This is a genomic window from Bacillus cereus group sp. BceL291 (genome assembly GCF_051776705.1).
Classification (GTDB): Bacteria; Bacillota; Bacilli; order Bacillales; family Bacillaceae_G; genus Bacillus_A; species Bacillus_A cereus.
Genome location: NZ_JBPWAP010000010.1, coordinates 25,126 through 39,922, shown reverse-complemented (window position 1 = coordinate 39,922; position 14,797 = coordinate 25,126). Strand labels below are relative to the sequence as shown.

The following is a 14,797-nucleotide window of genomic DNA, read 5'->3' as shown; positions in this document are numbered from 1 at the left end:
GGGTTCGTTGTCCTAAAATACAAGTCATATATCTTGTTTCCTCTCATAAATTTAAACATAGGAATTTGTCTACAAAGGTGGCGAAGCCTCATCATGAAAATCCGAATTTGTGCCACGTTCATGTTGTTTCTATTTATATGTTTACCTTTATCAGCTTTTGCAAAAGGAGAGGAGGCAAAGGAAAGGGTCGTTTCACTTGTATATGACGATTCGGGCAGCATGAGAAATAACGATCGCTGGAAATATGCCAATTATGCTTTGCAAAGTTTAGTTGCGCTATTGGATGAAAAAGATAAATTTTCTTACGTTCCAATGAGTAAGCCGAATGAGCCATTAAACATTTCGTTAACGAAGGATAAAAGGCAAACAGAAATTGAGGGAATTGGAGCATGGAAAACGTATTTAAATACTCCATTTAGCGCGGTAGAAACGGCGATGCAATCTATAAAAAAGGAAGCAGATATAGATGGAAAACGTGAATTTTGGCTTATTGTATTAACTGACGGGGCATTTAATGATTTAGAGAAAGATAAGGTTGGCGGAAAAGAACAAATTTTGCAGAAATTAGCCCAGTTTAAGAAAGAAATGGATGCAAAAAAGATATCGTTACATCCAGTCTTAATTACGATGGAAGAAGATTTAGGACAACAAGAAAAAGAACAACTAAATACGTTCAAGGAAATATGGAAGAAAGAGATAAATGGTGTTACGATGCCGTCAAGCGGAGAAGATGGCATTGTAAAAAGTGTAAATCAAGTGGCAGCATTAGTTGCAAATCGTGATCCATTCTCCTCTGTTGAATCGATTGTAAAAACGAAAGTAGTGGGGAAAAGAGTAGAGATTACAACACCGTTTCCGTTAAAGCGTATGACGCTTGTACGACAATCGCCTTCTCTGCCCGATTATCAGGTCACACAAATTTCTAAACCATTACAATTACAATCTTCTTTTTCCATACATGCACCAGGAGAAGCAAAGTTGTTCGGAAATATAGTTCATATAAGTACGGAAAATGAGGAAGTTATTAAACCAGGAACTTATACGATAGAAGTGGACCGAGATATTGAGAAAGAAGGGTTACAAGTACTAGTCGAACCGGCACTTAATTATACTGTTTCTACTTATGATAAAGAGGATAAGGATAGAAAAAATGTTGAGGAAATGTATGAAGGTGTGACAGCTGTTATTGAAGCAAGGCCTACGGAGTTGCCAGTTCAGTCTTCTTACTTTCAGGCAGAAGTAGAAATAGACGGAAAACAATATGCAATGAAGTGGAACGATAAAAGGCATGTGTTTTATTACGAAACGAAGCTTGGTAAAGGGTTAGTACGCGGGAAAGTTCATATGAATATAAAGGGGTTTTATAGACAGACGAAAGAATTTAAAATTGAAACAGCTGAGAAACCGAAATTATCACTTCAAACTGTTACAAAAGATTATGAAGAAAAAGTGACAAATTTAGAGAATAGTAAACCGTTTATTATACAACCACAGTTAGATGGTAAGCCGATGACAGAAGAGGCTGTAAAGAAACTATTAAAATCTACTGGTATCACATCTAAACAATCAATCAACTATGAAATAAAGCAACATGGAAATCAAATCTATGTTTATCCTCGTCCCTATTACTCCGACACATTTAATTTTACAGATACCGGCACCGTAGAAGCTACCATCGTAATGCAGGATTCAAAGTTACAAGAAGTAAAGAAAAACATAACATTCCATATTCAAGATGCTCCGTTTTATGAAAAATATGCGCTTATTTTTAAGTTTGTCATTCCTATCACTTTATTACTGTTAGTAGTAGGAATCATTGTTTTAGGATGGATTGTTCGGCCAAGATTTCACCGGAAAGCACTACTGTATTATGAATGGGATCAAGAGGTAGCGAAAGATTGGCTATATCAATCTGAACCAGAATTACTTCGAAATAAATGGTGGAACCATTATTTTGGGATCCCATTTAGAGCAGAAAGAAAAACTGTGCAATCCGTTACATTTATAGCGAAGAAAGGTTCGAAATCTGTCTTTGTAGCGAAAGAATCACAAGTAGTTGGAATGATTATTGATGGAATGTTTATAACAGAGGATGAAGTAGGAATGGAACATAAGACACTATATCCAAATGAACTTTTACTAATTGATAGAGGATATGGTAAGGAGATTTACAAGTACGAATGTGAATAGTAGGTAGGGATAAGAAGGGGATGGAGTATTCATTCTCTTTCCCTTTTTTCAAACAAGCAAGAATAGGAAGGTGGTTCACATGACATTACAAGTTCCAACAATATTAATTGGTTTAGGTGGAATCGGTAGTACTGTGACGCATCAAATATATGAAAAACTGCCTGAAGAGCGCCGAAAAAAGGTAGCAATGCACGTATTTGATACAGATGTGAATACATTAAGTAAATTTGATCATATTCGAAAGTTTAAGACACAAACAAGTTCTAGTAAAACGCCTAGGGAGTATATTGCAGGAGATCCAACGATCCCAGAGTGGTTTCCGATGGATCCGACTATACTTGATAAGCCATTAACAGAAGGAGCAGGACAGTTACGCGTTATTTCACGTTTAGCGTTACGTGCTGCGATGAAAGAAGATAAATTGACGTCTTTTTGGCAAGAAATCGAGAAAATTTTTCCGGTTACAAGTGATCAAACGGAATATGGTGTGCGTGTCATTATAGTAACATCACTAGCAGGCGGAACAGGTTCAGGGATGTTTCTGCAAATTGCATTATATTTACGTGAAATGCTTCGGAAGAAATTGCAGCATCATAACATTTTAATACGCGGTGCGTTTTTAATGCCGGATGTTTTAGTAAAGACGAGAACAGTTAGCGCGAAAGAATTTGAAACGGTGCAAGCAAATGGCTATGCATCGTTAAAAGAATTACATGCTATTACGCTCGGTTCTACTGGAGAATTATCAAAACGCGGCGGTGTAACAATTGAATTAGAGTATCGCCCTGATCAAGTAGATGAAGACGGAAGAACGAATCATACAATTAAACAACATCATTTACCGTACAATTATTGTTTCTTATACGATTATGAAAACCTACATGGACACCATTTACACAATTTATCAGATTATATGGAACAGATGGCAAATACAATTTATTTACAGTTATTTAGCCCGATGTCCACAAGTCATTTTGCACAAGAAGACAATCAAATTCAGCAATTAGCAGAATCAAGCGGAAAAGGACGATATTGCGGGGCAGGAACGGCAAAACTCATTTATCCGTATGAGCATGTGTTAAAATATTGTGCTTTAAAATGGGCTGTGCAAGGTTTAGATGAATCGTGGCTTCATTTAGATCAACTGTTTCAAGAGAAGAAGCAAAGATATGACCAAGATGTAAAACGTGGGATGCAGCGTGAAAAGCCGGAGAGAGGTAAAAGTTATTTAGAGGACTTGGAACATCTTGCTACCCGTCCAGAGCAAGCTCATATTTTCTATAGACAAATGTACAATGAAACACGTGAAGGAGCAGAGGGTGGTAAGCTCGGAGTTGCGAAATCAAAACTGTTTTTAGAAGCTGTAGAAAGTTATGTACAACGAACGGTGCAAAAAGATGAGGAATTAAATCGTCTGCAACATGAGTGTAAAATTTCAGCTGCGAAACTGAAAATGATGGAACAAATGAAAGGTGAAGTGGCAAGAGTGGATCATGCGGTTCGTTTATATGCGTATGCGATTCCGAGCCGTGTACATGAACATGTAACGACACTTTTATATGACATGATTGAATCAGACCGCTTTTCACCAAGTGGTTCTGAAGGGCAGTCCTATCAATTAAATACATGGTTTTTAAAGAAAACAGATCCAGTTCACCCAGTAGCAGCACGTTTTATGTTATATGAAATTCGAAAGCAGTTAGTGGAAAAAATGAATCGACTACATGAAAATAATGAACAAAAGCGAAATGTAATTCAAAACTACGATAAAAAATTTAATGTGGGTAATATCGATGGAACGGTAACGGCTGTACGCCGAGTAGAAATTGCTCAACAACAAGGCTGGTTTGGAAAAATGATTAATAATCAGCAACGTTTATTCAAAAGAGAATTTGAAGACATTATAACGCAATATGTACACAAATTAAATGAATATCGAAAAGAAATGCTATTAGAACTTGTATATCAATCGCTATATCAAGCAGTTAATAAAATGATTCAATATTGGGAAAGATTTTTTGATAATTTACATGAAACACGTGAAAATTTACTGTTTGAAATCCAAAAGCGCAGTAAGGAATTTGAAGGGAAAACAAACCCGACGAATGTATATGTATTAGCTGAAGAACAGCTGCAAGAAAAGATATGGCAAGATATGCAGCAACATTTAAATTTAGGTGTACTACCGAAAGATATATCAGCGGAAATTTATATGAGTTTGTACGGGGAATATTGTCGTGATGCGAAAACAGAAGAGATTCAGTCGAAAAAGGTAGAGGATTTCTACCGAGAACATATACTGAGCTATTGTTATGACGAACTGCAAGTACGCTATCGTGATAAATTAGAACTGAATATCATTGAAGCGTTGCGAAAAGAAGCAGATTATAAGAAACGTGATCGCGATGAATACGTTCGTGAAAAAATTGAAGACCTGTTCCATTTAGCGAGTCCATTCGTTCCGAAAGTTGCTCATCATAGGGAATTACAATATTGGGGTATACATCCTTCTTTAAAGAAAGAGCTGCAAGAGGAATTAATTCAAGAAATGTTTAAAGAAAAAGATACAGTACATGAAGCCTTTTCGCCATTTGAAGTAATCTGTTATCGAGCGCATTACGGCTTATCGCTGCAAGATTTTCCTAAATTATCATCAGGACATATTTCAAACGGATTTATGAATGATAAAGGTGACTATTTCCAATCGTATTATCGCCGTGTAAATAAATTAAATAGTAAAAAATCTAGTTTAACGCCGCATTTAGATAAGTATTGGCACTTACCAGCCTTTATGCCAGATTTAAACGCGACTCAAACAAAATTAGATTATGATAAATGTAATCGTGCATTACTATACGCATATATGTATCGCTGGATTAGTTTAGTTGCTGTTGATGGACAATTTGTGTATCAATATAACGGTGTAGGACGTAGCTTTTTAATTCAGTCGATGGGGAAAAATATTTCAAGCGAAAGTTATAAATTACACAGAGCATTGCTTCATAATCCGTTTATTTATGAAAACATCTTGTCACGATTTGAAGAAGAGCAAGAAAAGGCGATGATACAAGGTGGACATTTATATACACATCCGTTCGTATTAGGAGCCCAAGATGTAAGATGGCTTAGAAAAGAACATGTCCACAATCTTTTAGATATGATTTTAATGTATGACCGTGAAGCGAAGTATGATCCGACATTAGAAGAAACATCAGATGAATTATTAAGACTATTCCTCGATGAAATCGAGTTGTATTTCCAGAACTATTACGGTACAGGTGCCGATATGGTGGCAAAGAAAGAGAAAGAAATGTTTATTAAACAATTGTGGGATCGCTCGCATGCAAAAGGATATGTAGATCCAAATAGCGCTCCGTATAAAAAATGGCAAAATTTATTAAGTGTTCAAGATGAAGAAGAAACGCCAAAAACGAATGTATAATGAATGAAAAGGGAATCCTTAAAAGTGGCAATACAACTTTAGAAAAGAGGGATTCTGATGCCGTTTTTAGGAAGTGTATATCAAATATTTGGGTTATATCCGGAACTTTATTATGGGATGATTTCAGCAGAGTTGCAAGAGGAAGCTCAGAAGGAGCATCTTGAAAATAGTAGTGCAGAAGCTGAAGTGGAAGAATAAAAAAAAGTGCAGATGAAAATCTGCACTTTTTTGTTAGTATTAAAATGGTGACATAACCTCAAATGAATTATTATTTTTGAATAATAATTCATTTGAGGTTATTATGATTTTCATTACATTGTATGTAATGAAAATTGTATGAAAATCAATGTAATAAAATGCATATGAATATTAAGGTGGAAAACAACAATGTTTTTGAGAAAATAATTATGTATAAAAATAACATTTGATACATAATCAGCCGATTATTTTTGAGTGATTTATTATTGACAATATAATTAATTGTATGATAAATTCAATCAGCATTCTTAATGGTTTTTTGGTATGGTTAATATTTTGAAAATTCAATACGGTATAAAGAGATTGATTTTTCTGTTTTTATTGAGACGGGTTACTAAGTCTATAGGGGAAGTGAACTATGTATATTTTTATTTTTAAAATAGAACAGTAATAAAGAATGTAACAAGTAAGAGATAAACTTGAAAAAGAGGTTTCAAAGAATGAGTCTTTTCATAAAGAAAGCAATGGATGAAGAAAAGAAAAAAGTATTGAATCAAACTTTAGGAGCGATTGATTTAACTCTTTTAGGTATTGGAGCAATTATTGGTACAGGTATTTTCGTATTAACTGGTATTGTAGCAGCGAAACATGCTGGTCCGGCGATTGTATTATCTTTTGTATTAGCGGCAATTATATGTGCATGTGTAGCTTTCTGTTATGCTGAATTTGCATCTACAGTTCCAGTTTCGGGAAGTGTATATTCATATACATATATGACACTAGGTGAGATTTTTGCATTTATAGTTGGCTGGTGTGTTATGCTGGAGTATTTATTAGCGACTTCTGCGGTTGCAGCAGGCTGGTCAGCATATTTTCAGTCATTGCTACTAGGTTTTAATATTCACATTCCTACGGTTTTTGCTTCGGCACCAGGAATGGGGAAGGGTGGAATCATTGATTTACCAGCAGTTCTTATTATTTTAGTTGTTACATTTTTATTAAGCCGTGGTGCAAAAGAAAGTGCACGAATTAATAATATAATGGTTATTATTAAACTGGCTGTTATTGTAGGATTTATTGTTGTAGGGACACAATATGTAAGACCAGAGAATTGGCAACCGTTTCTACCGTTTGGTTTTCACGGTGTGGTAGGGGGCGCTGCTACTGTATTTTTTGCTTTTTTAGGATTTGATGCAGTTGCAACAGCCGCAGAGGAAGTGAAGCGTCCACAACGTAACGTGCCAATTGGGCTACTTGTTTCCTTGTTCATTTGTACCGTTCTATATGTAGGTGTTTCATTCGTGCTAACTGGAATGGTTCCGTTTACGGAATTAAATGTTGCTGATCCGGTTGCATATGCGTTGCGCACTGTAGGAGAAGATAGAATTGCTGGGTTGTTATCGGTGGGAGCGATAGCAGGGCTAACAACAGTTCTGTTAGTAGCTATGTTTGCATTTGTTCGTGTATCTTACTCGATGAGTCGAGATGGACTGTTACCAAAAAGACTTTCAAGTGTCCATAAACGTTTACAAACTCCATTTTTTAATACGTGGGTTACAGGTATACTAGCAGCTTTATTAGCGGGATTAGTGGATTTGAATTTATTAGCTAATTTAGTGAATATGGGAACGATAACAGCATTTGTGTTTGTATCTATAGCTGTCATTGTATTAAGAAAGACACATCCTAATATGAAGAGGCCATTCCGTGCCCCTCTAGTACCTTTTTTACCTATCGTTTCAATAGTAAGTTGTATATATTTGGCATTGAACCTTTCTAAGCTTACTTTAATTAGTTTTGTGGCATGGATTATAATAGGGGTTTTCATATATTTTGTATATGCTAAAAAACATAGTAATGTTAGAAATAGAAATAAAGTATAGTCCATTGAAATAATACTTGTAATGGAAATGAAAACACGCTACTTATTCATATAAGAACAAGTAGCGTGTTTTTTCTATTTAATAATCCCATTTTCTAAAATTTTAATAGTTGGTGCCACTTTCACATTAGCTTTTGAAAAGGCACTCGGCCAATCAACTTCGACTTGTTTCCATTCTTTATATTGAAACGCTCTCGCATAATCACCAAATCCGAATGGATCAAGTTGCTGTTTTTGAATGTTGTGGATTAAATCGTTCAAATCTTTGTTTAGTTGTTTTGTAATAAGAGAAGTTAATTTCTTTCTATCTTTGTCTATATCCATATTGAATGTAAGTTCAGAGACAGCAATTTTCAAATCCATTTTAACATGAAATTTGAAGTGGTTATCGCTATAATCTGTATGGATATCACGATCCATGCTAAGAACATTTATTGTTACGAAATCGCCGCCATCGGTATCTTTTAAATCACTATTACTTTCAACTGAAGTAGAAGGGATTTTCAATGTAAGCGAAACCGGTGTATTCGCTTTCTTTTGTAACAAAAGAAGAAGGGCGCTTTCATAACGATTTAATGACATTTTATAAATTCCGCGAGAAGTTAATAGCGCGGAACCAGTAACGATAACATCCTTTTTACCTTTTTTTATTTCTGAAATAGCAGGTGTTATACCTTTATTAAACGTTTGCCTGTGAAATTCATGGAATGTCGTAAAAACGGTCCGATTGTACAGTTTGTTCGTATTAATTAAATCTGTTAAATACTCGGGAAGGGCAGGCTTATCTTTAAAGTTATTATATATAACTGAAGAAATTGGACCGTCTACTGCAACCATGCGCATGTTTCCAGTGTTTTTAGGATCACGATACCAAACATCAAGGTAAGGCATAGCCCCTTCTTGTTTTAAAAAATTTGTGCTAAATAAAATGAGCTGTAACTTTTCTGTAGATACTAAACCGCCACTTGAACTATTAAACGTTGCTTTTGCTTCTCGAGGTGTACGTACTTTCGCTTCATGTGTTTCGTACTTTTTTTCTACGTCTTCATTAAAAATAGGATTTACGTGGTACACAATTAATTTTCCTTTTGCTTTTGCATCAAAGCCGTAAATTAATGAAATCGATTGTTTTTCTAAGTCGAGTCGATCTCCACAGCCTGTTAAAAAGGTTATGAGAAAGTAAAGTATAGTGAAATGAATAAAGCGCCTCATTTAAACTCTGCTCCTTTTCCAATGCTGATAAAGTGTCATGTATAAGAGAAATACGACCGGGAATAGAAAAACGATAAAATAACTTGCAGTTCCCCAAAATTCTCGCAACGCACTTATTTGGTAAGAGGAAGGGATATAAAAGAATAAGATGAAGATACACCCGAATAATAAACCATAAATAGGTAATGAACTCCTTTTTTTGTTAAGTAATTGATTGATTCCATCTGAAGCAGTAAAAATATAAGGAATGCAAGAATCAAAAATAATAAAGAGATAAAATGACAAAAAGATAATTTCAAATCGCTCAAGAAATGAGAAGTGAAATGGTGTAACGAGAGAAAGGGTAGGCCATAAAAACTTAGTTATACCATCTGGGCTAAAATAAAGGAAAGAAACGAACGTCACTTGCAGGTAAACGAATAAAGTAATCATATTTGCAATAACAATCCCTTTTTTTGCAGATGATTTATTACTGAGGTAAGGATAAAGGACGAATGCAAACTCAAATCCGAGAAAGGCAATAATAGTTGATTTTACTGTGTTGAAAACTGGTATCCATCCCTCTTTAAGGAGAGGAAGAAGATAGATCCAATGCCCATCTTTAAGTGGGATAAATAATAGTAATGGCATCCAGAGTGTAAATAAGACAGTAAAAACAGCATAGCGGCTAATAATAAGAACACCTTTACATGCGAGCATTACCATTGGAATAGATAATAGCATCATGATTAAAAACATTGGAGATCTAGGCAAAATCCAAATGTGAATAACGTATAAGAGGGAAAAAATTAAAGAAACCGCTGCAAGAACAGCATATAAAATCCAAAAAATCATTCCTACTCTTCCTAACCATTTTCCAAGATAACGAGTTAGCACATCAAGTAAATGGTAACCAGGATGCTTCTCCATGATTTTTACAATACATAGACTGACTAAAGTAGTGATAGCGCATCCTATAATAATAGACATCCAGCCATCTGTATTCGCCCCTTGGGCCACTTCACGTGGCAGTGTAAGTACACCGAATCCTACTTGAACACCACTAATCGTTAAAATGTATTGAAATAAACTAATCTCCCTCTTTACACGCTTTGTCACTTATCTTCCTCCTTTTCTTCTATATCCGGTTGTCGATTTTCTTGTTTTAAGTTAAGGGATAGTGGTCGTTTCTTCATTAGTTTCCATGGCAAACGCACAAGAACGTCTTTTAAATCCGTAGCAAATGATGGAGAAAAAGGACTACCGTAAGGAACACCAAGTGAGTCCATAGAAAGAATATGGATGATGATAACTGACATTCCAACCATAATTCCAATGACTCCGAATAAAGAAGCGATTATCATCATTGGAAAGCGAAGAATCCGAACTCCTGCTGACATTTCCAGATTGGGAATGATAAAAGAAGCGACTGCGGTAATAGATACGACGATAACCATAACATTACTTACGATTCCTGCTTGAACTGCAGCTTGTCCAATAACAATCCCTCCTACGACGCCAATTGTTTGTCCGACGGGACCGGGAAGTCGAACTGCAGCTTCGCGTAGCATTTCAAGTACTAATTCCATCAAAAGTGCTTCTAATATAGGCGGAAAAGGAATTTTGGCTCGAGATTCTCCAATTGTTAACAATAATTTAAGTGGAATTACTTCATAATGAAAGGAAATCATAGCAATATAAAGAGCAGGAGCAAATATTGCAATAAATAGTCCAGTGAAACGAAGGAGTCGTATAAAAGATGGAATCATAGGTCTGAAGCTGTAATCATCTATCGTCTGAAAAAAGGATGAAAAGGTCATAGGTCCTATTAATACGCCTGGTGAGCGATCTACAATAACGGCAATTCGCCCATCTAGAATATGATGTGCTGTTGTGTCAGGACGTTCAGTTATTGATAATTGCGGAAAGAGAGTAAAGGAATTATCTTCAACAAATCCCTCTAATTCACCAGTAGTAAGAATCGCATCAACTTTTACTGACTCGATACGGGATGCCATTTCTTTTACGACATTTTCGTTCGCAACATCTGCTAGATAAAGCAAAAAAACCTTTGAAGTAGCTCGTTCACCAACAGTGAATTCCTTCACTTTCAATTCGCGATTTGGAATATATCGACGAATAAGTGCAAGGCTGTCGCTCGCTACTTCATTAAATCCTTCGTGTGAGCTTTTTATGGAGCTCTCTGTTGTAGGTTCTTCAATGCTCCTTTTTGGTGCCGCTTGCGTATCAAGCTCTAAAGCGGATAGTTGCCCGTTTATAAATAAAATACTTTTGCCGTGTAAAAGAGATTGTTCAATGTCTGTCCACTGTTGAACTTTTTTAATATTTCCGATAGAAACAGAGGCTTCCCAAAAATCGTCTTCATTCCACTCTTTAAATAAGAGAGGACGAAGAATGTTTACGTTAATAACAGTTTTGTCTACAAGTCCTTCCATATATATAAGTGCAGCTTCCTGTCCGTTTTTTAATGGAAAAGTGCGTGTTATTAATTCTGGAATACCGCTAAACAGTTTGGACAAGTGCTTTAAATTAAGGGAAAGGGAAGAAGAGATAGATTTATTTAATGTGTGATTAGCTTGCTCTTTGGTAGAAAAAGATTTTTCACCACGAATCCATTTATTAAAAGACCCCATTTGTTCGCTTACTCCTTGTTATGTTTTATATGGGTTATTATGGATAGTTACAAGCTGACATATGCGTAGTTTAAATTTTATATTGTATATTTTTAACTTTAACGCTATAATTATAGTGTTAAAGATGGAATCGTGATATGACCTGTTATGAATCTATCGTTTTATTTATGAATAAATGGATTGGTATTTTAGCAAGATGTGCTAATAAACTACTCCACCATGATGATAGCGTGCCAAAAATGTGGTGCGTATATTTTCGTGGTGGAGTTTTTTTATTCTCAAAAAGGGGGAAAGACCATGAATGACAACATGGTTCATATTACAATTGACGGAAAAAAGTATACAGCGGAGCCTGGTTCGACGATATTGGGTGTTATTAATGAGAACGGGATTGAACATCCGCAAATTTGTTACGTGCCAGAAGTAGATCCTATTCAAACATGTGACACTTGTATTGTAGAAGTTGACGGAAAGTTAATGCGTTCTTGTTCGACGATAGCAACGGAAGGTATGAACATTGAACGTGCTTCTGTTCGCGCAAAAGAAGCACAAACAGAGGCGATGGATCGGTTACTAGAAAATCATTTATTATACTGTACAGTATGTGACAACAACAATGGGAACTGTAAACTGCATAATACAGCAGAATTAATGGAAATCGAACATCAAAAATATCCGTATGAACCGAAAGTAGATGTAAGTGAAGTTGATATGACGCATCCGTTTTATCGCTATGATCCTAATCAATGTATTGCATGCGGTCAATGCGTTGAGGTGTGTCAAAACTTACAAGTAAATGAAACGTTATCGATAGACTGGGAAGCGGAACGCCCACGAGTTATTTGGGATGAAGGAGTAAATATTAATGATTCTTCATGCGTTAGCTGTGGTCAATGTGTAACGATTTGTCCTTGTAACGCTTTAATGGAGAAAACGATGCTCGGTGAAGCTGGATTTATGACGGGATTAAAACCAGATATTCTTGAACCGATGGTAGATTTAATTAAAGAAGTTGAGCCTGGGTATAGCGGTATTTTTGCGGTATCAGAAGTGGAAGCGGCCATGCGTGATACTCGTACGAAGAAAACGAAAACAGTATGTACATTTTGTGGTGTAGGTTGTTCGTTTGAAGTGTGGACGAAGGGGCGTAAAATCCTTAAAGTACAGCCATCTTCAGATGCACCAGTTAACGCAATTTCCACTTGTGTAAAAGGGAAATTTGGTTGGGATTTCGTAAATTCTAAAGAACGAATAACAAAACCTTTAATTCGTAAAAATGGAACCTTTGTTGAATCTACATGGGAAGAAGCACTGAATGTAGTTGCAAATAAATTAGGCGCTATTAAAGAAGAGTACGGTAAAGGTTCTATTGGATTTATTTCTTCCTCTAAAATTACAAATGAAGACAATTATGTAATTCAAAAATTAGCTCGACAAGTATTTGGAACGAATAATATTGATAACTGCTCACGTTATTGCCAATCACCAGCAACGGATGGTTTGTTCCGTACAATTGGTATGGGCGGTGATGCCGGAACGATTAAAGATATTGCGCAATCTGGTCTTGTTATTATTGTGGGATGTAATCCGACAGAAGGTCATCCTGTTCTAGCTACACGTATTAAACGTGCACATAAATTACACGGACAAAAGTTAATTGTAGCTGATCTTCGTAAAACCGAAATGGCAGAGCGATCAGATGTCTTTATTAGTCCAAAACAAGGAACAGATCAAGTATGGTTAATGGCTGTTACGAAATATATGATCGATCAAGGTTGGCATGATCAGGAATTTATTAATGAGAATGTAAACTTCTTTGAAGATTTCAAAGAGAGCCTAGAAGAATATACACTTGAATATGCAGAAGAAGTAACAGGTATTTCAAAAGAAACACTTATTCAAATGGCTGAAATGATTCGTGATGCAGATGGTACATGTATCCTTTGGGGTATGGGGGTAACGCAAAATACAGGTGGTTCTGATACTTCCGCTGCAATTTCAAACTTACTTCTTGCAACAGGGAACTATCGTCGTCCAGGAGCAGGTGCATACCCACTTCGAGGTCACAATAACGTACAAGGTGCTTGTGATATGGGTACTTTACCAGGATGGCTTCCAGGATATCAGCACGTTACTAACGAAATGGAACGTGTGAAATTTGAAACTGCTTACGGAGTGAAAATTGATAGTGAACCAGGTCTTAATAATATTGAAATGCTTCACGCAATTGACGAAGGAAAAATGAAAGCAATGTATCTTGTCGGAGAAGATATGGCTCTTGTAGATTCTAATGCAAATCATGTACATGAAGTGTTGTCGAGCCTTGATTTCTTCGTTGTGCAAGATGTTTTCCTTTCTAAAACTGCTCAATATGCAGATGTTGTATTACCAGCAGCGCCATCTCTTGAGAAAGAAGGTACTTTCACAAATACAGAGCGCCGTGTCCAAAGATTATATCAAGTTCTTCCTACGCTAGGAGACGCGAAACCAGACTGGTGGATCGTCCAGGAGGTTGCGAATAAACTAGGGGCAAACTGGAATTATAGCCACCCAAGTGAAATCTTTGCTGAAATGGCAAGTTTATCACCATTATTCTCGCAAGCGAACTATGAAGTGCTTGAAGGATGGAACAGTTTCCATTGGGGAAATTTTGATGGAACAAATACACCACTTCTGTTCCAAGATGGATTTAACTTCCCAGATAAAAAAGCTCGTTTTGCGATTGCTGACTGGGTACGTCCAGCTGAATTTCCAGCTGAGTTCGACCTTCACATTAACAACGGTCGTATGCTTGAGCATTTCCATGAAGGGAATATGACAAATAAATCAACAGGTATTCAAACGAAAGTACCTGGTGTTTTCGTTGAAATCTCTCCAGACCTTGCAAAAGAACGTGGCGTAAAAACAGGTTCGTTAGTTCGTCTTGTCTCTCCTTTTGGAGCATTAAAATTACGTGCACTCGTTACAGATCGTGTAAAAGCGAATGAGTTATATTTACCGATGAACTCTACAGATAACGAAACGGCAATTAATTTCTTAACAGGTCCTGCTGTGGATGTACGTACGAATACACCTGCGTATAAACAAACGAAAGTGCGTATGGAAGTGTTAGAAGTTGATGGCGAAAATCCGATGCCAAAAGCGAACCCACGCAATAAAAAACGTCACCCTCAAGCTGGCATTGAGGTACATCGTAAGTGGGCACGTCCAGGGTATGTGCATTTAACGGATAAGTAGGAG

8 protein-coding genes are annotated in these 14,797 nt (G+C 36.3%); 5 read left to right on the top strand and 3 right to left on the bottom strand.

The window, feature by feature from the left end:
* Positions 1-93: 93 nt before the first annotated feature.
* The 4 genes from ACS2CR_RS09635 to ACS2CR_RS09620 all read left to right on the top strand — a co-directional run bounded on the left by ACS2CR_RS09635 (position 94) and on the right by ACS2CR_RS09620 (position 7,713).
* Positions 94-2,190: a vWA domain-containing protein gene (locus ACS2CR_RS09635; RefSeq protein WP_053513945.1), complete on the top strand. Its 2,097-nt coding sequence runs from the start codon at positions 94-96 to the stop codon at positions 2,188-2,190.
* Positions 2,191-2,269: 79 nt separating this feature from the next.
* Positions 2,270-5,632 carry a tubulin-like doman-containing protein gene (locus ACS2CR_RS09630; protein WP_000175107.1) on the top strand — a complete coding sequence of 1,121 codons (3,363 nt, stop codon included), beginning with the start codon at positions 2,270-2,272 and terminating at the stop codon, positions 5,630-5,632.
* Positions 5,633-5,689: 57 nt separating this feature from the next.
* Positions 5,690-5,830, top strand: a complete 141-nt coding sequence (locus tag ACS2CR_RS09625; RefSeq protein ID WP_001116193.1) for a hypothetical protein — start codon at positions 5,690-5,692, stop codon at positions 5,828-5,830.
* Between the two features lie 500 nt (positions 5,831-6,330).
* On the top strand, positions 6,331-7,713 hold the full coding sequence (locus ACS2CR_RS09620; RefSeq protein WP_000051665.1) for an APC family permease: 1,383 nt from the start codon (positions 6,331-6,333) through the stop codon (positions 7,711-7,713).
* A gap of 74 nt (positions 7,714-7,787) precedes the next feature.
* Here the strand turns inward: ACS2CR_RS09620 and gerSC are convergent, their stop codons facing one another.
* The 3 genes from gerSC to ACS2CR_RS09605 are packed head-to-tail and all read right to left on the bottom strand — an operon-like array spanning position 7,788 to position 11,557.
* The gene (gene gerSC / locus ACS2CR_RS09615) at positions 7,788-8,924 is read right to left on the bottom strand and encodes a spore germination protein GerSC (RefSeq protein ID WP_001252212.1); all 1,137 of its coding nucleotides are present in this window, start codon (positions 8,922-8,924) and stop codon (positions 7,788-7,790) included.
* Positions 8,925-10,022, bottom strand: a complete 1,098-nt coding sequence (locus ACS2CR_RS09610) for an endospore germination permease (RefSeq protein ID WP_016111134.1) — start codon at positions 10,020-10,022, stop codon at positions 8,925-8,927.
* Entirely contained in the window at positions 10,019-11,557 is a 1,539-nt protein-coding gene (locus ACS2CR_RS09605) for a spore germination protein (RefSeq protein ID WP_053513943.1), read from the bottom strand. Before ACS2CR_RS09605 ends, ACS2CR_RS09610 begins: the two co-directional genes overlap by 4 nt.
* A 297-nt stretch (positions 11,558-11,854) precedes the next feature.
* On the opposite strand from ACS2CR_RS09605, the gene fdhF reads away from it, so the two are divergent.
* A complete protein-coding gene (gene fdhF / locus ACS2CR_RS09600) occupies positions 11,855-14,794 on the top strand; it encodes a formate dehydrogenase subunit alpha (RefSeq protein WP_053513941.1) in 2,940 nt (979 codons plus the stop codon).
* Positions 14,795-14,797: the final 3 nt, after the last annotated feature.

Coding starts and splice junctions, on each gene's coding strand:
- fdhF (WP_053513941.1), top strand. CDS start 11,855: ATGAATGACAACATGGTTCATATTACAATTGACGGAAAAAAGTATACA.
- ACS2CR_RS09620 (WP_000051665.1), top strand. CDS start 6,331: ATGAGTCTTTTCATAAAGAAAGCAATGGATGAAGAAAAGAAAAAAGTA.
- ACS2CR_RS09630 (WP_000175107.1), top strand. CDS start 2,270: ATGACATTACAAGTTCCAACAATATTAATTGGTTTAGGTGGAATCGGT.
- ACS2CR_RS09605 (WP_053513943.1), bottom strand. CDS start 11,557: ATGGGGTCTTTTAATAAATGGATTCGTGGTGAAAAATCTTTTTCTACC.
- gerSC (WP_001252212.1), bottom strand. CDS start 8,924: ATGAGGCGCTTTATTCATTTCACTATACTTTACTTTCTCATAACCTTT.
- ACS2CR_RS09625 (WP_001116193.1), top strand. CDS start 5,690: ATGCCGTTTTTAGGAAGTGTATATCAAATATTTGGGTTATATCCGGAA.
- ACS2CR_RS09635 (WP_053513945.1), top strand. CDS start 94: ATGAAAATCCGAATTTGTGCCACGTTCATGTTGTTTCTATTTATATGT.